Annotated in this window: 15 protein-coding genes; 7 read left to right on the forward strand and 8 right to left on the reverse strand. The window is 32.6% G+C overall.

Annotation, left to right across the window (positions count from 1 at the left end; all coding sequences use genetic code 11):
* Positions 1-212 precede the first annotated feature (212 nt).
* Complete coding sequence (locus P0R33_RS02110) at positions 213-4,163, forward strand: two-component regulator propeller domain-containing protein (protein ID WP_276173991.1); 3,951 nt, start codon at positions 213-215, stop codon at positions 4,161-4,163.
* Between the two features lie 73 nt (positions 4,164-4,236).
* Here P0R33_RS02110 and P0R33_RS02115 read toward each other — a convergent pair whose 3' ends face one another.
* The 5 genes from P0R33_RS02115 to P0R33_RS02135 form a co-directional block, all read right to left on the reverse strand.
* Positions 4,237-4,944: a LytTR family DNA-binding domain-containing protein gene (locus tag P0R33_RS02115; protein WP_276173992.1), complete on the reverse strand. Its 708-nt coding sequence runs from the start codon at positions 4,942-4,944 to the stop codon at positions 4,237-4,239.
* Positions 4,944-6,104, reverse strand: a complete 1,161-nt coding sequence (locus P0R33_RS02120; RefSeq protein ID WP_276173993.1) for a sensor histidine kinase — start codon at positions 6,102-6,104, stop codon at positions 4,944-4,946. Before P0R33_RS02120 ends, P0R33_RS02115 begins: the two co-directional genes overlap by 1 nt.
* Positions 6,105-6,154: 50 nt before the next feature.
* Positions 6,155-6,892, reverse strand: a complete 738-nt coding sequence (locus P0R33_RS02125) for a CPBP family intramembrane glutamic endopeptidase (RefSeq protein WP_276173994.1) — start codon at positions 6,890-6,892, stop codon at positions 6,155-6,157.
* A gap of 323 nt (positions 6,893-7,215) precedes the next feature.
* The gene (locus tag P0R33_RS02130) at positions 7,216-7,602 is read right to left on the reverse strand and encodes a DoxX family protein (protein ID WP_276173995.1); all 387 of its coding nucleotides are present in this window, start codon (positions 7,600-7,602) and stop codon (positions 7,216-7,218) included.
* 145 nt (positions 7,603-7,747) lie between these two features.
* Positions 7,748-8,761: a zinc-binding alcohol dehydrogenase family protein gene (locus tag P0R33_RS02135; protein ID WP_276173996.1), complete on the reverse strand. Its 1,014-nt coding sequence runs from the start codon at positions 8,759-8,761 to the stop codon at positions 7,748-7,750.
* Between the two features lie 273 nt (positions 8,762-9,034).
* Here P0R33_RS02135 and P0R33_RS02140 point away from each other — a divergent pair, with 273 nt between their 5' ends.
* Positions 9,035-9,595 (forward strand): GNAT family N-acetyltransferase, encoded by a 561-nt coding sequence (locus P0R33_RS02140; RefSeq protein WP_276173997.1) that lies wholly within the window; start codon positions 9,035-9,037, stop codon positions 9,593-9,595.
* A 193-nt stretch (positions 9,596-9,788) separates the two neighbouring features.
* Positions 9,789-10,223 carry a DoxX family membrane protein gene (locus P0R33_RS02145; RefSeq protein WP_276173998.1) on the forward strand — a complete coding sequence of 145 codons (435 nt, stop codon included), beginning with the start codon at positions 9,789-9,791 and terminating at the stop codon, positions 10,221-10,223.
* Between the two features lie 121 nt (positions 10,224-10,344).
* Here the strand turns inward: P0R33_RS02145 and P0R33_RS02150 are convergent, their stop codons facing one another.
* Both P0R33_RS02150 and P0R33_RS02155 read right to left on the reverse strand, forming a co-directional pair.
* The gene (locus P0R33_RS02150) at positions 10,345-10,848 is read right to left on the reverse strand and encodes a hypothetical protein (protein ID WP_276173999.1); all 504 of its coding nucleotides are present in this window, start codon (positions 10,846-10,848) and stop codon (positions 10,345-10,347) included.
* Positions 10,849-10,946: 98 nt separating this feature from the next.
* The gene (locus tag P0R33_RS02155; protein WP_276174000.1) at positions 10,947-11,810 is read right to left on the reverse strand and encodes a helix-turn-helix domain-containing protein; all 864 of its coding nucleotides are present in this window, start codon (positions 11,808-11,810) and stop codon (positions 10,947-10,949) included.
* Between the two features lie 290 nt (positions 11,811-12,100).
* Here P0R33_RS02155 and P0R33_RS02160 point away from each other — a divergent pair, with 290 nt between their 5' ends.
* The 3 genes from P0R33_RS02160 to P0R33_RS02170 all read left to right on the forward strand — a co-directional run bounded on the left by P0R33_RS02160 (position 12,101) and on the right by P0R33_RS02170 (position 14,439).
* The gene (locus P0R33_RS02160) at positions 12,101-12,937 is read left to right on the forward strand and encodes a sulfite exporter TauE/SafE family protein (protein WP_229351414.1); all 837 of its coding nucleotides are present in this window, start codon (positions 12,101-12,103) and stop codon (positions 12,935-12,937) included.
* Complete coding sequence (locus tag P0R33_RS02165) at positions 12,924-13,331, forward strand: DUF1634 domain-containing protein (protein ID WP_276174001.1); 408 nt, start codon at positions 12,924-12,926, stop codon at positions 13,329-13,331. The genes P0R33_RS02160 and P0R33_RS02165 overlap by 14 nt, the downstream gene beginning before the upstream one ends.
* An 85-nt stretch (positions 13,332-13,416) precedes the next feature.
* Positions 13,417-14,439, forward strand: a complete 1,023-nt coding sequence (locus tag P0R33_RS02170; protein WP_276174002.1) for an LLM class flavin-dependent oxidoreductase — start codon at positions 13,417-13,419, stop codon at positions 14,437-14,439.
* Between the two features lie 252 nt (positions 14,440-14,691).
* On the opposite strand, the gene P0R33_RS02175 is transcribed toward P0R33_RS02170, so the two are convergent.
* Positions 14,692-17,139 (reverse strand): TonB-dependent receptor, encoded by a 2,448-nt coding sequence (locus P0R33_RS02175; RefSeq protein ID WP_276174003.1) that lies wholly within the window; start codon positions 17,137-17,139, stop codon positions 14,692-14,694.
* A gap of 243 nt (positions 17,140-17,382) precedes the next feature.
* On the opposite strand from P0R33_RS02175, the gene P0R33_RS02180 reads away from it, so the two are divergent.
* Entirely contained in the window at positions 17,383-18,660 is a 1,278-nt protein-coding gene (locus P0R33_RS02180) for an acetyl-CoA C-acetyltransferase (RefSeq protein WP_276174004.1), read from the forward strand.
* Positions 18,661-18,886 lie beyond the last annotated feature (226 nt).

Consider the following 18,886-nt stretch of genomic DNA (forward strand, 5'->3'; position numbering starts at 1 on the left):
ATATTTTTAACCTTAAAATTTTATCAATATCATTTATTTGAAAATTCAAAGTAGACGCTTTTTATTCAAAATAAAATGCTTCATTTGTGTCAATATCTCTTTCAAATGATTCAAATTGCATAAAAACAATCAATAAATGCGACACTTGCAACATTTTGTAGAATATTGACACGATTTAGAGAAATCATAATTTTATCATAAAAAAGACAACTATGCGTAAATTCTTTCTTTTTTTAATTCTTAGCATTTTTTCAATAAATTTTTCGAATGCTCAAGATTATTATTTCAAACATTTTCAGGTTGAAGAAGGACTTTCTAACAATACAGTTTTAACCTCAATACAAGATAATGACGGCTTTATGTGGTTCGGCACCAAAGATGGTTTGAACCGTTTTGATGGCTATCGTTTTAAAACTTACCGAAGCAATGGTGATCCGATTCATAGTTTAGGAAGCAATTATATTCAGTCTATGCATGAATATGATGATACTATTTGGGTAGGAACTGATAAAGGTTTGTACCATTATGATAAAAAACAAGATCGTTTTACTGTTTTAAATGAAGCCATCAATGATCGTATAAATGACATCAATCACGACCAAAAAGGCAACATTTGGTTTCTTTCTGGCAACATTTTGTATAAGTATGCACCAAAAAAGAAAGAAACAACCACTTTTAATACCAATAAATATTTCCCTACAACTTCTATTGCGCGCGATCCAAAAGGCGAAATTTGGGCATCTTCATACAATAAAATCTATCATTATTCTGAAGAAAACCTTTCTTTCGAGAATTTTCCTTTAAATCCGCCAGCTAATAAAGCTAATTTTAGAATTACCATCATTTTTGTTATCGATAATGAAAATATTGCAATTGGAACCCAAGATCACGGAATTCTGGTTTATAATCGAAAAACAAAATTGACTAGCGAATTGAAATTTGATGTTAGAGAACCTGTTTTTGTACGTCAGTTTAAGAAAAGAGGAAATGACGAACTCTGGATTGCAAGCGAATCTGGTGTTTATGTTTATAACCTGAAAACCAAAACTGCTGTTAATCTCACCAAAAATTACAATGATCCGTACGCCATTTCAGATAATGCCTCTTATTCTATTACAATTGATAAAGAAGACGGAATTTGGATTGGAACTTATTTTGGTGGAATCAATTATCATCAAAAACAATATACTCAGTTTAAGAAATATTTTCCGCAGAAAGGTCAAAACTCCATTAGCGGAAGCGCTGTCAGAGAAATTCATAAAGACGAACAAGGTGATTTATGGATTGGAACTGAAGATGCTGGCGTAAATCGTTTTAATCCGAAAACGAAAAAATTTACTTCTTATTTGCCAAACGGAAGCAAAAGCGGCGTTTCTTACTATAATATTCACGCTCTGCTTCCTAGAAAAGACAAAATCTGGGTTGGAACTTTTGAGCATGGCTTGGATGTTTTAGACAGAAATTCGGGCGCGGTTGTGAAACATTACAGCGCAAATGACCAAAGAAGCGGACTTCAGAGTAATTTTATTTTTTCTTTTTATGAAATGAAAAATAAAGATCTGATTGTTGTTACCACAAGAGGATTGTATCGTTATAACGAACAAGCTGATAATTTTGAGATTCTAAAATTCTTTCCAGAAACGTATCATTACACTAATTTTAAAGAAGATAGCGACGGAAATCTCTGGGCAGGAAGTTATCGCGACGGACTTTTATTTTACAATCCGAAAACAAAGAAAAAAGAAGTTTTTATTTATGATTATAAAAATCCGAAAAGTATTAGCAACAATACAATTAATACCATTTTTGAAGATAGTTCTAATAATTTGTGGATTGCGACAGAAAATGGTTTAAATCTCGTAGATCGCAAAACACACGCTTTCAAAAAAATCACAACCAACGACGGAATGCCAAGTAATGTTTTCTATTCTATTTTAGAAGACGATGCTAAAAATCTTTGGCTAACAACTTCTAAAGGTTTAGTAAAATTTGGTCCAGATCATAAAACGATTAAAATTTTTACAACAGCAAATGGGTTATTAAGCGATCAGTTTAATTACAATTCGGCTTTTGAAGACAAGAACGGCGATATGTATTTTGGAAATCTGAACGGAATGATCAGTTTTAATCCGAAACATTTCAGCAAAAACAAATACACGCCTTTTATTTATATTACTAATCTTCAGATTAATAATAAGGATATTGAAGTAAATAGTACCGACTCGCCTATTGAACAATCTATTTCTTTTCTTGACGAACTGGAATTAAACAATAGCCAGTCGTCGTTTAATCTCGAATTTGCATCTTTAAATTTTACCGCTCCAGAATTGACCGAATATTGGTATCAATTAGAAAATGTTAATAATGACTGGGTTTATTTGGGCAGAAACAATAAAGTTTTCTTTACCGAACTTGCGCCTGGAGATTATGTTTTTAAAGTAAAATCGCTGAATAGTTTTGGCGTATGGAGTAAAGAAGTGAAACTGAAAATTCGAATTCTTCCGCCATTTTATGCCAGTACTTATGCGTATTTGCTGTATTTCTTATTAATCTGCGCTGGTTTTTACTACATCATTCGTTATTCTCAAAATCTAACTCAGATTAAAAATAACCGAAAAATCAAGCATTTAAATGATGAAAAAGAAAAAGAAATCTATCAGGCAAAAATTGACTTTTTTACGAATGTAGCGCACGAAATTAGAACACCTTTGACTTTGATTAAAGGTCCGCTTGAAAAACTTTTAGGTTTAAATCATGAATTGGAAGAAGTGCCACAGCATCTTTCTATTATGAAGAAAAACACTTCTCGCCTTTTAAAACTGGTTAACGAATTACTGGATTTTAGAAAATCGGAAATTGGCGGTTTGAAACTGACTTTCGTCGAAGCGAATATTTCTTCAATGGTTCGAAATTTCCATTTGAGATTCAGCCAATTAATTGAAGAACGCGAACTTGAATTTAATTTAGAATTAGGAGAAAAAGACATTCACGCTTTTGTAGACAAAGAAGCTTTTAAAAAGATTTTGAGTAATTTGATTAATAACGCCATTAAATATTCGAACAAAAAAGTTTCGATTTCTTTATTTAGAGATGAAAAGAAATTGACTTTGGTTGTAAAAAACGATGGGAAAATAATTCCTAATCATTTAAAAAATAAAATTTTTGAACCCTTTTTTAGAGTTGATGAAAACAGCACCGCTTCTGGAACTGGAATTGGGCTTTCGCTCGCACATTCTTTGGCGCAATTGCACAACGGAAGTTTAGAATTAGTTGCCGATACTACTTATAATATCTTTGAATTGGTTGTACCACTTCATCAGGAAGAAGAATTTATGTTTTATGCCGATTCTGAAAAAGAACAAACGGAAAATGAAACACCAAAAGAGCCTGTTGAAATTAAAAATGAAAAACCTCAGATTTTGGTTGTTGAAGACAATGAAGATCTTTTAAGTTTTATTACAACCGAATTGGCTTCGACTTACGCCATTTTAAAAGCAGAAAACGGCGAAGAAGCGCTGAAAATCATTCATAACGAAAATGTTCAATTGGTAATTTCTGACGTTACAATGCCTGTTATGGACGGAATTACGATGTGTAAAAAGATTAAAACAAATCTAGAAACCAGTCATATTCCAGTAATTTTATTGACAGCTAAAAACTCCCTAAAATCACAAATTGACGGACTTGAAGTTGGTGCAGATGCTTATGTAGCCAAACCTTTTTCTATGGATTATTTAAAAGTGCAAGCCAATAATTTGATTGAAAATCGAAGACAAATCATGAATTATTATGCAAGTTCTCCGCTTTCGCACATAAAAAGCATTGCACATAATAAAACTGACGAAAAATTCTTGAAAAAACTAGACGATGAAATCCTTAAAAACATTACAGATCAAGACTTAAGCGTAGAATCTTTGGCAGAAATCATGAATATGAGCCGTTCGACTTTATACAGAAAAATTAAAGATATTACGAATTTGAGTCCGAACGAATTGATTAACATAGTTAGACTTAAAAGAGCTGCTGAACTGTTATTAAACGAAAACTATAAAATGTACGAAATCGCAGAAATGGTTGGTTATAAATCGCAAACGAGCTTTGGGCGAAATTTTCAAAAACATTTTAATATGTCGCCGTCTGAGTATATTCAGGCAAATCGTTAATTTGGTAATGTGTCAATTAGATAATTAGTCAATTTCTCTCATTATCTAATTGGCACATTTTCTCATTTTCTAATTATTTAATTCCCAGCAACTGATACAATTCATCCTTTTTATTTAAAGCTGCAGAAATAGTTTTCCCGTCAATTAATTCAATCATATTTCCGTTCAAACTTCGCACGGCTTCAAGATTTAGGATAAAAGAACGCTGAACGCGAAAGAACATTGGCAATTTCAACACTTCTTCCATAGATTTTAAAGTACCTAAAGTAGTATATGAAGCGCCATTAATTACAAATTTCAAATAATCTCCTTGCGCTTCTACATAAAGAATTTCATTCAATAAAATCTTAATCAATTTTCCTTCTGATTTAATAAAAATACGATCCGAATTGATTTGATGAACCGAAGTTATTTTCTTTAACGAAAGATATTCTTTGGCGCGATTTACGGCTTTTAGAAAACGATCAAAACGAACAGGTTTTAATAGATAATCTGACGCGCCTGTTTCAAATCCTTCTAAAGCAAAATTTCTATGCGCTGTAATAAATATAATAACAGGCTGTTTTGTAAGCGATTGAGCCAATTCTAAACCAGTAAACTTTGGCATTTCGATATCACTGAAAACAATGTCAATTTCATTTTCTTCCAAATAAACTAAAGCTTTTGCAGCTTCTCCAAAAGAAGCTTTTAATTCTAAAAACGGAACTTCGGCAATAAAAGATTCGATAATATCTCTTGCAATCGGTTCGTCATCGACGATTAAGCATTTTAACTTTTCCATTATTTTCTTAAAACAAGTTTTAAATCGACTATAAATGAGTTTTCCAATCTTTTAATTTCAAATTCATATTGATTTGGATATAGCAATTCTAAACGTTTACGCGCGTTCTCGATTCCTATTCCACCAAAACTAGACTCATTTGCCCTTTCTTCCAAATCATTTTCTAAACTAAACCAAAAAGTATTATTTTCAATTTTAATGTTTAGTTTTATAAAGGAATTTTTGCTTTTTAAACCATATTTAAAAGCATTTTCAATGAAAGTAAAAGTCAGTAATGGCGCAACAAAATGTCCGGCTGTTTGCCCTTCAATATGAACTTGAATATCTGTTTTTTCATCATAACGCATTTTTTCTAAAGCGATATAATTTTTAATGAAATCCAATTCTTTTTCTAAACGAACAATTTCTGTATTCGATTCGTAAAGCGTATAACTCATAATATCAGAAAGATTCAGGATTATTTCTGGAGCCAAATTGTCTTTTCGAACTGTCAATCCATAAAGATTATTCAAAGTATTAAACAAAAAATGCGGATTTAATTGTGCTTTTAGAAAGTCTTTTTCGATCTGAATATTTTGAATTTCTAAAGCCGTTTTTTCTCTTTCAATCTGAAATTTTTTATGGTAAAGTTTTGCAATTTCAACCAGAATCTTAGCAAAACAAAAAGGAGAAAGAAGCGAAATAATTATAATAGTCTGAGAAAGCATTCTTTTGGGTTCTACTGCTTCTAAGAAAGTTTGATCTGCACTCATTTTAATGACGCCTTTTAATTCTCCAAAATTTACTTCAAAACCTAAAGCATAGTAAAACAGTGAGATAAAATAAGTAACCGCCATCCATACAAAAATTGAAAAAGGAAAAAGAAGCACTAAAAAAACTATGTTTTTGGTTTTATTTCCCGAAAAAATCTTGGGAAGCAACAAATAAAAAATCATGTAGAACACCGTAATATTTACAATCGTCATTCTTAAAGTTAGCAAAACTGCATCTAAGCAAACTAACTTATAACCAATAACGTAACTTAAAAAAAGTAATATTGAAAACCCAAACCACATTAAGACATGCAGTAAGATTCGATTTGTTTTATTAAAAAAATGATCAAAATTGAGTGAGGCAATTTTATCTAAAAAATATCCAGAAGTTGATGTGGTATTTGGCATGTATTATAGAGGGTAAAGCAGTTTCAAATATAACTTTAATTTGACAAGTTTTATAAAATTCTAATAATCGCGTTGATTAAATTAATCGTGTTATGGCCTAGAATAGAATAAATAAGATTTCCCGAAAACTGTCTCAAAACACCAACACTCAATGACGATATTAAGGTCAAATAAATCATTGTTAGAATGTCAAATTTTAAATGAAAATCCTGATCTAAAATCGCTCCGTGAGAAACTCCAAATAAAATGGTAACGATTACAAAAGACCAACCAAATTGAACACCGCGATAGTTCCATTTTGGCGCAAAAGCTTTATCTAAAAGCCATAAACAGATTCCTCTAAAAAGAATTTCTTCTGTTAAACCTGGCATTGTCGCCTGAAAAAGAAAAGTTTCTAAATCGAATGCTCCGCCTTTTGGAAATAAGATTAATTTGAAAATAATATCAAACAAAGTAAATCCGCAGAAAACCAGCAAACCGAATTTTAATTGTTTTCTTGAATTGGTTTTAGCAGTAAATCCGATTTTGATTCTTTCTTCTTTTGAAACTGAAAAAATAATGCTTAATCCTAGAATTAAACTTAAAAATTTTCCAGCCCAATTGAACTTTAAACCTAAAAAATCTAGATTAATAATTTGTTTTCCTAAAGCTTGAAAAAACACATCGACAAGAAAATAAAGAATAAAAAAGGCTAAATATTTAAAGTTTGTTTTTTCTGTTTTAAAATGAGCAATAATGATGAAAGGAGCAATTAATAAGATCCAAAGAAGTGGCGTAAATAGTGACATAATTTTGATTTTTAAAGTTTTAATTTGAATCAAAAGTATATCGAGTGTAAATAAATTAAAATTGTTGTCGGTAGAACAAACAATCTGTTCGGTGAAAATGTGATTTTATCCGATTAAGCTTTTTTTGTAACGCAAAGATCGCGAAGGTTTTTCGCAAAGAATTAAAGTTTTTTCTAAGCTTTACATTTTATTTTTAAGTTCTCAAAGAATTATACTTTGAATAAACTTGAAACCTGAAACTTGAAACAGATATAATATTTTTAAACAACAAAAGCTCTAAATCGAAACTTAGAGCTTTTATTTTTTATAAAGTGACTTTTAATTTAATCCCACTTATTTGCTTTAGAAACCGCATATTTCCCAGCTCCTGTAAAAAACAAAGCAAGAGCACCAAAAAGGTAAAGTGCCAATAATTCTAAAGCATAACCTCCGTGCTCGCTGATTGTGAAAATTTCTTGAGCGTGCGCGGTAGCAACTGCCACAATACAAGTTACAGCAAGAAGAACTGCGGCAATTCTAGTTCTAAATCCGATTAGAATAGCAATTGGCGCTAAAACTTCACCGATGTAAACTGCATATCCAAATGCGCCCATGTTTTCTACAAGGAACGAAATTCCGTGAATCAATTTAGAAACACCATGAAAAAGCATTAATCCACCAGTGCTTATGCGCAAAAGCAATAATCCGAGGTCTGTGTTTTTTAAAATCATAAATAAATGTTTGTTTAGGTTAAAATTTAAATACAAATTTGGCTTGTAAGGCGACTAAAATACAAAAATTTGTTTTCCTAAAATAATATTATTTAAAATTATTCTAAATAACCTTTCCTAAGCTATCACATTAGCATTTATTAGCTTAAAATTTTATTGCAATCTTTCCAATTGTTCTTCCAGATTCTAAGAGTTCGTGTGCTTTTTTAAGATTTTCGGCCGTAAATCCATCAAATGTTGTGTTTAAAGTCGTTTTCAGAATTCCATCATCAAGCAAATCAGCTACAATATTTAAAATGTTATGTTGTTCGACCATATCTTCTGTCTGATACATAGATCGAGTATACATCAATTCCCAAGAGAAAGAAACACTTTTACTTTTAAGTTTTGTTAATGCAACAGGATCGCTACTTCCTGTAATTGAAGCAATATGTCCTTGTGGTTTAATCAATTCTACCATTGTATCCCAATAGGCATTGGTATCTACAAAATCTAAAATAAAGTCAACATACTCAAAACCAGCTTCACGAACTGAAGAAACCAAATCTTTGTGGTCTACTACAAAATCGGCTCCTTGTTTTTTGCACCAATCAATTGTTTCAGAACGCGACGCTGTTGCAATAACAGTTAAACCCGCTATTTTCTTAGCCAATTGAATCGCAATAGAACCTACTCCTCCTGCTCCTCCAATAATTAAAATTGATTTTCCTTTGTCTTTTTCAGCACTAATTCTGATTCTGTCAAATAAAATTTCCCAAGCTGTTAAAGCTGTTAACGGAATCACAGCAGCTTCTTCAACGCTTAAAGATTTTGGTTTTCTGCCAACAATTCTTTCGTCAATAATCTGATATTCAGCATTACTTCCTTGTTTGGTAATATCTCCTGCATAATATACAGGATCACCTACTTCGAATAGAGTTACGTCTTGTCCTACGGCTTGTACAATTCCAACAGCATCCCAACCAATAATTTTTGGTGTTTCTAAAACGGTATCTTTTGCACTGTTCTGGCGAATCTTAAAATCGACTGGATTTACTGAAATCGCATCAATTTTCACTAATAAATCGTGAGGTCCAGGTATTGGTTTTGCGGCTTCAAATTCGATAAAACTTTCTGGGTTTTCTATAGGTAATGAGGTTTTAAATCCTATTGCTTTCATGTTTAAAAATTTTGGTTTAAAATATACTAACAAAGATACAAGCTGTTTCAATTTTGGAATTGGTATATTTTTATACTATATCGGTAAAAATTCAGCATTTTTTTAAAGCTTCTAAGATTCTAAGTTGTGGAGCTTTTTATTTCACGCAGATTTGGCAGATTTAAGCGGATTTCAATAGATTTATTAATTTTAAATCTTAGAAAATCTGCTAAAATCTTTTTCAATCTGCGTGAAAATATATTTATAAGTAAATTTGTTTAAAATAAAATTATAATGAATATCAGAAAAGCCACAATATCCGATTCAAAACAAATTGCTCCTATATTATTATTAGCAATGGAAGATATCATTTATAAATTTATAGCGAAAGAAGATTACGCTTCCGCGAAAGACTTTCTGGAACATTTTATCGAAAGAGAAAACAATCAATATTCGTATCAAAATTGCTTTGTCGCCGAAGAAAATAATGAAATTATTGGTGCTGTAAACATTTATAAAGGTGCAGATATAGAAGCATTACGAAATCCGATAATTGAATTTGTGAGGGAAAATTATAATCCAGCATTTGATCCTGAATTTGAAACAAAGGACGGAGAATATTATATCGATTCTCTAGGCGTAAATCCAAACCATCAAGGAAAAGGTATTGGTTCAAAATTACTTTTATTTCTAATTGATGAATTTGTCCATAAAAATAAACAGACGTTGGGATTATTGGTTGAAGAAGATAATCCACTGGCAAAAAACCTTTATTTAAAACTCGGATTCAATGTAGTTGGAGAAAAAACTCTGGTCGGAAAAAAATTGGATCATCTTCAAATAAGTCCCAAATAACGAATCATGAAATATAATTTGAAGGCATTCAAAAAACAGATTAAATAGTTTTTGTCGACTTTTTAAGCATTTTATCGATAATTTAAAACAATTTGATCTTGATTCTGTCGTTATTACAAAATGACCGGACGATTTTTCTTTATTTTCCAAAAAGAATTCGTTTAATACATCGAAATAAAAATTAATATTTAGAATGAAAAACATAACCATACTAGAAGCAGGTTTAATTTTAAGAATAGTTTTAGCAATCACAATGCTTTCGGCGGTAGCTGATCGATTTGGAATTTGGGGAGCACCCGGCTCAAATGGCGTTGCTTGGGGAAATTGGGAAAACTTCGTTATTTATACCAATACTTTAAATCCTTATGCAAACAAATCCACAGCAGAAATTTTGGGCGCAATCGCTACTTTTTTAGAAGTTTTACTGAGTTTATTATTGCTTTTCGGATTTAAAACAAGACTCGCTGCTTTAGGAACTGCTTTTTTACTTTTCTTTTTCGGGTTTGCAATGGCAGTTTCTGTTTCTGTAAAAGCACCTTTAGATTATTCGGTTTGGACAAGCGCAGCGGCGGCATTACTTCTTGCCAATATTGGTAAATCATCCTATGCCGTTGACAATAGGATATAGTTTTTTTAGGTTGATGTTTTTGTTTGATAAGTTAAAAATTTTTCGCTAACAACCAAAAACCATCAACCAAAAACCATCAACCATCAACCATCAACCATCGACTATCAACCTAAAAAATAAATCAGTTTACATTTTTTCGGAGATAAATTCGTTTCGGAAATTGACTTTCAAAGCTTTCTTGCCAATCAAATTCTTCGTAATTTAATGATCGCAATATATCGATCAAAGCAATATCTACGGCAAAAGCGCTCACCCAAATTAAATCGTGTTTTCGCTGAGAAGCAATTTGTTCAGCACGTTTAATAAGCACTTTTAAATCTTCTTCATCAAAATAAACAATCTCACTCAGATTGATTGCTTTTGATACTCCGAGGTTTTCGTTTAATATTCTCGACGAATCTAATTTTAAATACGATTGTGGAGCTTCGTCAAGATAAGCCATTAAAATCTCGATCGAAAAATCGTTCTGTATTCGAAACAACTCCTTTTTCGAAAGATGCTGTTCGACATATTTTTCTGCTAAATCTTTTTCCTTAAATAAATTGGTATAGAATTGAACGGCTTTGTCTTCCATCCAAGAGACATTATCATTGATTATAACAACAAATTTTGCAATTTTACTCATTTCTTTTCTTTAAAAATAAAACGCAAAATTGCATCTAATGTTGGTCTAAAAAAAGAGCGAAACGACTTCTGAATTGTGCAAAATGTCGGAAAATGATTTTAATCGATCTGTTTTTTTCGATATTCTAAAGGCGAAATACCTTCATAGTTTTTAAAGAACCTTCCAAAAATAGATTGATCAGAAAAATGAAGTAAATCGCTTATCTGATTGATTGACATTTTTTTATCCTGCAACAAAACTTTAGCTTCCAAAATTACCATTTCACTAATCCAATCACTAGCCGTTTTTCCGCTATGTTTTTTTATGACTTCAGACAAATATTTTCGGCTTACATTTAATTCATCTGCATAATGCTGTACTGTTCTGAAATTCATGAAGTCTTTAAAAAGAAGTTCTTTAAACTTTTCATATAAAGGATTTTGTATTTCAGTGGCAATTTTTTCTTTATGAATACCATCAATTTCATAAATTAAAATGTACAAATAACTTCTCAAAATAGAGGCTTGATGCTTCGATTGACTTTCTGACACTTCTTTGATCAAGCTAAAAATACGTTGAAACTTGCTTTCATCTGTTTTGATGAGTGAAAATGTGTTGCTATCATTATTTTCAAAAAAAACATATTGTGTTAGAAAAAACACATTTGCTTGATTTTCTAGGAAAAACTGCGGTTTAAAAAATAGTATATCAATTAGAATTTCGTCCTCATTTTTAGAAAAACTTCTTATTACCGAAGGTCCTAAAGCGATAATAGCTGGAGCATGAACCACTTTTGTTTCGAGCCCAGTATGCATTATTATACTTCCTTTTCTTAGAAACTCAATTGCATAGCTTTCGGCACGATAAGGCTCGCTAATATAAGGATGCTCGCTAGTCTCGATATAGAAGTACTCTTTGTGATCTGCGTAAGAAAATAAACTCTTGTGATGCGTTAAGGAATATGTGAGTATTTTATTCTTCAATACTGCTCTTTTAGTAATCATTATGGTTTCAAATATACATAGTTTTTTTAGTGTTCAGTTTTCAGTCGTAGTATTTAGTCTCAATTGCAGTCTTTGTGGCAAGAAAGGGTAGCTTTGTCAAAATTTGAAACTTTGACAAAGTTTTTCGCATCAAACACATTAGTTAAATAAATCTACCAATAAGAAACCATCAACCATCAACTAAAAACTAAAAACTATTTTTTAAGGTATATTTAAGTTCCTGAACAAATTTGTATTCGTAAATTAGCAGATACAAAAACATATCTTAAATGACAATACTTACCTTTACGCTGATTATGATTCTGGGCGCTTTTTTAGCTGGCTTTATCGGTTCATTATCAGGCTTAGGAGGTGGAATTATCATCATTCCGCTTCTTACCATTATTCTTGGTGTCGACATTCATTATGCTATTGGAGCCGCTTTAGTCTCCGTTATCGCAACCTCTTCAGGCTCTGCTGCAGCTTATGTAAAAGAAGGAATTACCAATATGAGAATGGGAATTTTTCTTGAAATCGCCACCACTATCGGAGCCGTTTGCGGTGCATTACTTTCTACCGTTGCTCCTACTTCTTTTATCGCCGTTTTATTCGGTTTAACGTTGATTTTTTCTGCCATTAATTCGCTTCGAAAGAAAGAAGAACACATTGTATTAGAATCTAGTCCGTTGGCTAAAAAACTAAAATTAGAAGGAACTTATCCAACACACGATGGTCAAGTTGTAAAATACGGAACTAAAAATGTTCTTGGTGGTTTTAGCATGATGGGAATTGCAGGAATGATGTCTGGTTTATTAGGAATTGGTTCTGGCGCTTTTAAAGTAATTGCAATGGACAACATTATGAGAGTTCCTTTTAAAGTTTCGACTACAACGAGTAATTTCATGATGGGAGTTACGGCAATGGCGAGTTCTGTAATTTACATTCAAAAAGGATATATTGAACCTGGAATTTGTATGCCTGTTGTCATTGGAGTTTTATTTGGAGCAATGGCTGGTGCTAAAATTTTAGTACGAACCAATCCGAAGAAATTGAGAATCTTTTTTGCCTGTCTGATTTTTGTCTTGGCAGTAAATATGATTTATAACGGACTAAATGGAAAAATCTAATATGGTACAAGAAGAAAAATTTGGAGAAAAAGATTTTCAAACCATTATCGGAAACTTACTTCGTTATGGCGTTTGGATTTCATTATCAGTCGCTTTTATTGGTGGAATTGTGTATTTAATGAATCACGGAAGCCAAATTGAAGATTATTCTGTTTTTAAAGAAAATGACCGTAATATATTCGAAGTAATTGCTGCTATTTATCAAGGAGCAATTCAGGGAGATGGAGCGTCGTTAATTTTTACAGGAATTATTTTATTGTTTTTAACACCCGTTTTACGTGTTTTGCTTTCGTTATTCTCTTTTTTATTAGAGAAAGATTATCTGTATGTTGGCATTACTTTAATCGTAATTTTGATTATTATTATAAGTATATCATTTGGATTTTCACATTAATATTGCTTTAGGCTATAAGCTGTAGGCTTTAGGCTTCCTAAAATTGCTTACAGCTTACAGCCTATAGCTTAAAGCAAAAAAAAAAATGGAAATAGGTATAGACAGTTTTGCTTCGGCAATGTATGGAGACAACAACACGCTGAGCAGTGTTGATGCCATGGAGCAGCTTTTGCAGCGAATTGAATTTGCAGATCAGGTTGGTCTTGATGTTTTCGGAATTGGAGAACATCATAAAAAGGAGTTTTTAGATTCTGCTACCGCTGTTATTTTGAGTGCAGCGGCGGCAAGAACAAAAAATATAAGATTGGCAAGTGCGGTTTCTGTTTTAAGTGCAGCAGATCCTGTTAGAGTTTATCAAAGTTTTGCGACTTTAGATTTAATTTCGAAAGGAAGAGCTGAAATTGTTGTCGGTCGCGGTTCTTCTATTGAAGCTTATCCTCTTTTCGGTTATAATTTGAATGATTATGATGCGCTTTTCAGCGAAAAATTAGAATTGCTTTTACAGATCCGAGATAATGAATTTGTGACTTGGCAAGGGAAATTTCGTCCAGCGATTAACGATTTGCCAGTTTATCCGAGAGCTTTACAGGAAAAAATGCCAATTTGGCTTGGAGTTGGCGGAACACCAGAATCTTTTATAAGAGCGGGTTCTCTCGGACTTCCGTTAATGGTTGCTGTTATTGGCGGACAAACACATCGTTTTAAACCTTTAGTCGATTTATACCGTCAAGCTGGAAAAGCTGCAGGTTATAAACCCGAAGAATTAAAAGTCGGACTGCATTCGCCAGGTTATATTGGCACAACAACAGAAAATGCTATTGCAGATTATTATCCTGGTTATGCCGAATTATGGACAAAATTAGGATATGAAAGAGGCTGGCCTCCTGTAACAAAAGGCAAATTTGATGGCTTAATCGATGATTTGGGAGTTTTAATTGTTGGAAGTCCAGAAAGAGCAGCAGAAAAAATTCTTCGTCATAGTGAAGCTCTCGGTGGTGTTGACCGATTTACTTTTCAAATGGATAATGCAGGGTTAACACACAAACAATTAATGAATGCCATAGAATTAATTGGAACAAAATTGATTCCGTTGATTAGGAAGGGATAATTTTTTTTATGCCACAGATTAAGAGGATTAAAAAGGATTTCCATTAGAAATCGAATAACTTTCAGCTTTAGCCGCATGAGAATATAGAACAAATATAAAAGGCTTTAGCCAAACTAGTGATGTTTGGCTAAAGCCTTTTTTTCCAATCTTAATTTATCACCTCCAGTTAAAACTGGAGGCAATTCAAAAAAACAGTTCATCAAAAAACCTCAGTACCTCAGTACCTCTGAGCCTTTGAACCTCAAAAAAAAACTACAATTTATAAGTAACACCAACTCTAAAGTTTCTTGGTGCTTCAGTCTGCCAGTAATAAGCATTTAACCAACTATAGTATGAACCACTATAAATATATTTATCTAAGATATTGAATACGTTTGCAGTAACTTTAAACTTACCAGTTTCATAAGATAAACCTCCATCTAATTTAAAGTAAGAAGGTAATCTTTCTAATCCTACACTCCAAGTATCTGTTTGGCGTCCGTCAAGGAAAGTTCCTCCAATAGAAGCACCAAATCCTTTCAATTTACCGTTTTGAAGCGTGTAATTTAACCATGCATTTGCTGTATGTTTTGCATAACCTGGTACGATATCACCTTTTTTAATTCCTGTTGCTGCAGAAACCGCAGGATCAACTTCGTTTACAATAGATTCTGTGAATGCATAATTAGCAATTAAATTTAATCCGTCAAAGATTTTTCCTCTTACGTCAAATTCAACACCTTGTGCTCTTTTTTCTCCTAATACAACACTAAATTGCTGTCCTGGAGTATTTGCAGGATCACCAGTAAGTTCGTTCTTTTTCAAGATACTGTAAGCCGATAAAGTTGTGCTCCATGAACCATCAAACCAATCTCTTTTAATACCAACTTCTGTATTGTTACCAGTAAGTGGCTTCACTTTGTCACCATTTCTAATCACACCAGATTGCGGAATGAAGGCTTGATCGTATAATCCGTAAACAGAAGTATTTTCGTCAATTGAAACACTTAAACCTGCACGTGGCGTAATGTGGCTGTCAGAAATTGGAGCTCCTCCCCAACTTGCTTGACTAATCCAAGTGTATCTTCCAGCAAGTGTTAATCTTACTTTATTTTCAAAGAAACCTAATTCGTCCTGAATATATCCTGCAGCATATTCTGTACTCATTAAACCACCAATTGCTTTTGCTCTTACTGAAAGTGGTGTTGTATGATCAAACTGTGGAAAACCATTAGATGGCGTACCATAATTAGGATTGTATACATTAAACGGATTTGCTGGAGTATCTAAATCATGAGATTGTCCCCAATCTGCCATATAATCTTTACTTCCTAAATCTACGCCTGCTAATATTTTATGAGAAACATTTCCAGTATTGAATTTTCCATTTACGAATACTTGCCCCAAATACATATTACTTTCTGCATCCCAAATACCAACGTTTCTAATAATGTCTCCGTAAGCAAGATTTCCTTCAGGAACACCGTCAAAATCTCTATCAGCTGGACCTGGACCAACTACTCCTGGCCAAGAGCTGTATCCTTGCTGAATGTATTTAAAATAAGAAGTTTGAGCGCTAAGTTTCCAGTTTTCGTCAAATTTATGTTCAAACATTAAATACCCACTGTGATCCTGAATGTTAGTATCTGGAAGTCCTGGCTGTGTCATTGTAAATCCAACTGGCAAAGTTGCATATCCACCCGCTTCAGGTCCGAAAACATAGTAAGAACCAACTTCAGTCATATTAGCATACTGAAAATTGTATTCTGCCGTAATTTTTGTTTTATCATCTATCTGATAAGAAAGTACAGGAGCAATTACATAACGGTTGTTTCTCTCAAATTGACGGTGAGAACCTTTGTTTTGTGCAGATCCGTTGAATCTATATAATAATTTTCCTTTTTTATCTAATTTTCCATCAAGATCAAGACTTACTCTATAAAAGTCGTAACTTCCTGCGGTTGCGGTAACTTCTCCTTTTGTAACTCCTGTTGGTTTTTTAGTTACAACATTATATAAACCGCTTGGATCACCGCTAGAAAGCATAAATCCAGCTGGCCCCTTTACGAATTCAATATGATCTACAAAACTCATATCTTCTGTCAACGGTCCCCAGAAAGAAGAAACTACGTTAAACCCATTTCTAAAAGCCTGAATTTGAGAACCTCTCATCGTAATATTAGTATATAAATCTCCCCAGTGCTCTAAACGAACAGCACCACTCACATTACGAATAACTCCATCACTCATACTTGTAATCTGCTGATCTTTTAAGGTTTGAGCACTTACAATTTGAACGTTTTGAGGAATTTCTAAAACTGGAGTCTGAAGACGTAATGACAGTGAAGGTTTGTCTTGCTTGTATTTGTTCTTTTTAATAACAACTTCTTCAAGATCTTCTTGACTTTCTGAAAGCACAAAGTTTTTAATTGTAGCCTGTTTTGAACTTACCACAATACTTTCTTCAACTGGCTGAATACCAACTCCTCTTAAAAGAATCGTATACGTTCCTGGTTTAATATTTTTAATTTCATAATGTCCTGAAACACTTGTAACATCTGAATATTTCGTTCCTTTTAAAGTTACAGAAACATCTCCTGCAGGTTTATTTCCACTTAAAGAAACTTTTCCATTAATTGTTCCAAGTTGCTGTCCAATCATAGTTATTGAACTCAAAAACAACACGAAAAAGTAAACTTTTGCATCAAAAATTATTTTCATTTTGGTTTGGTTTTAAATTTTATGGCACAAAAGTAATTTCAAATCTTAACTTTTCCAAATTATTTTTATTCATTCTAAATAAATCTAACAATTTACAATCAATTAGTAAGGAATCGAAGCGTGAAAAATTTACTTATGAAGTATTTCCTTAGAAATTAATGTACATTAAGTTTAAATTCCGAATGTATTTTTATCTTTATAATGCTAAAAAGCACAAAAATTTTCACTTAATAATATCTTGATATGAAATCAAATACCATAAGAAAAGTAGCTATTGTGGGTTATAACAGAATTCCTTTTGCAAGAGCAAATACAGCGTATTCTAATGTCGGCAATAAAGAAATGATGATTGCCGCACTCGATGGTTTAATTGATAAATATAATTTGAAAGGAAAATTATTAGGTGAAGTTGCCGGTGGTGCTGTTATTAAGCATACTTACGACAATAATTTGATTCGCGAATGTGTCATGCAAACTAGCTTAGATCCTGCAACGCCTGCCTGCGATTTACAACAAGCTTGTGACACTGGAATTGAAAGTGCCATTTATATTGCCAATAAAATTGCATTAGGACAGATTGATTCTGGGATTGCTGGTGGCGTAGATTCAATCAGCGATATGCCAATTGCAGTAAGTGAAAAACTTAGAAAAATATTGTTAGAAGCTAGATATGCAAAATCATTAGGCGGAAAAATTAAATCATTTTTAAAACTTCGCCCAAAAGATTTGAGTCCGCTTGTGCCTAGAAATGAAGAATCTCAAACGGGACTTTCAATGGGCGGACATACTGAAATTACAGCTAAATATTATAAAATATCTCGCGAAGAACAGGATCAATTTGCGCTAAAAAGTCATTTAAATATGGCAAAAGCTTACGATGAAGGCTTTTTTGATGATATGATTACGCCTTTTAACGGATTAGAAAAAGACAATAATCTAAGAAGAGATTCTACAATTGAAAAATTGGCCAAATTAAAACCCGCTTTTGATAAAGTAAATGGAACCTTGACAGCAGGAAATTCAACTCCTTTAACAGATGGAGCATCTTGCATACTTTTGGCTAGCGAAGAATGGGCAAAAGAACAAGGACTTCCTATTTTAGCTTATATTACTTTTGCTGAAATTGCAGCAATCGAATATGTGAAAAATCAACAGAATTTATTGTTAGCGCCATTATTTGCTGCATCAAGAATGCTTGAAAAGGCAGAATTAAACCTGCAAGATTTTGATTATTATGAAATTCATGAAGCTTTTGCAGCTCAAACTTTAGCAACTTTAAAAATATGGGAAAGTCCTGAATTGAGTGCTGAAATAGGTTTAAAGAAAACACTTGGCGCAATTGACCGTACTAAATTAAATGTAAAAGGCAGCAGTCTAGCAGCCGCTCATCCATTTGCCGCAACTGGAGGCAGAATTATTGGTGTAATGGCAAAATTACTAAACGAAAAAGGTTCTGGAAAAGGATTAATTTCCATTTGTGCCGCAGGCGGACAAGGCGTTACAATGATAATTGAGAAATAAAATCACTTTTTATTCAAAAATACCTCATTTTAAATCTGCTAAATCTGCGGGAGTATTTTTTGCTCGTAGATTTAGTAGATTGAACAAATTCAAACACTACAAAAACTTTACAGCACATTTCTAATTGTAGAGCCTTACTGAGCTTTACAATTTCTTAATCTTTGTTATAGAAAGATCAATATTTCAATCTCCATAAATTATACAGAAAAGCTTTAAATTTGATTAC

The organism is Flavobacterium sp. YJ01 (genome assembly GCF_029320955.1).
Lineage (GTDB): Bacteria > Bacteroidota > Bacteroidia > Flavobacteriales > Flavobacteriaceae > Flavobacterium.

Coding starts and splice junctions, on each gene's coding strand:
- P0R33_RS02110 (WP_276173991.1), top strand. CDS start 213: ATGCGTAAATTCTTTCTTTTTTTAATTCTTAGCATTTTTTCAATAAAT.
- P0R33_RS02115 (WP_276173992.1), bottom strand. CDS start 4,944: ATGGAAAAGTTAAAATGCTTAATCGTCGATGACGAACCGATTGCAAGA.
- P0R33_RS02120 (WP_276173993.1), bottom strand. CDS start 6,104: ATGCCAAATACCACATCAACTTCTGGATATTTTTTAGATAAAATTGCC.
- P0R33_RS02125 (WP_276173994.1), bottom strand. CDS start 6,892: ATGTCACTATTTACGCCACTTCTTTGGATCTTATTAATTGCTCCTTTC.
- P0R33_RS02130 (WP_276173995.1), bottom strand. CDS start 7,602: ATGATTTTAAAAAACACAGACCTCGGATTATTGCTTTTGCGCATAAGC.
- P0R33_RS02135 (WP_276173996.1), bottom strand. CDS start 8,761: ATGAAAGCAATAGGATTTAAAACCTCATTACCTATAGAAAACCCAGAA.
- P0R33_RS02140 (WP_276173997.1), top strand. CDS start 9,035: ATGAATATCAGAAAAGCCACAATATCCGATTCAAAACAAATTGCTCCT.
- P0R33_RS02145 (WP_276173998.1), top strand. CDS start 9,789: ATGAAAAACATAACCATACTAGAAGCAGGTTTAATTTTAAGAATAGTT.
- P0R33_RS02150 (WP_276173999.1), bottom strand. CDS start 10,848: ATGAGTAAAATTGCAAAATTTGTTGTTATAATCAATGATAATGTCTCT.
- P0R33_RS02160 (WP_229351414.1), top strand. CDS start 12,101: ATGACAATACTTACCTTTACGCTGATTATGATTCTGGGCGCTTTTTTA.
- P0R33_RS02165 (WP_276174001.1), top strand. CDS start 12,924: ATGGAAAAATCTAATATGGTACAAGAAGAAAAATTTGGAGAAAAAGAT.
- P0R33_RS02170 (WP_276174002.1), top strand. CDS start 13,417: ATGGAAATAGGTATAGACAGTTTTGCTTCGGCAATGTATGGAGACAAC.
- P0R33_RS02175 (WP_276174003.1), bottom strand. CDS start 17,139: ATGAAAATAATTTTTGATGCAAAAGTTTACTTTTTCGTGTTGTTTTTG.
- P0R33_RS02180 (WP_276174004.1), top strand. CDS start 17,383: ATGAAATCAAATACCATAAGAAAAGTAGCTATTGTGGGTTATAACAGA.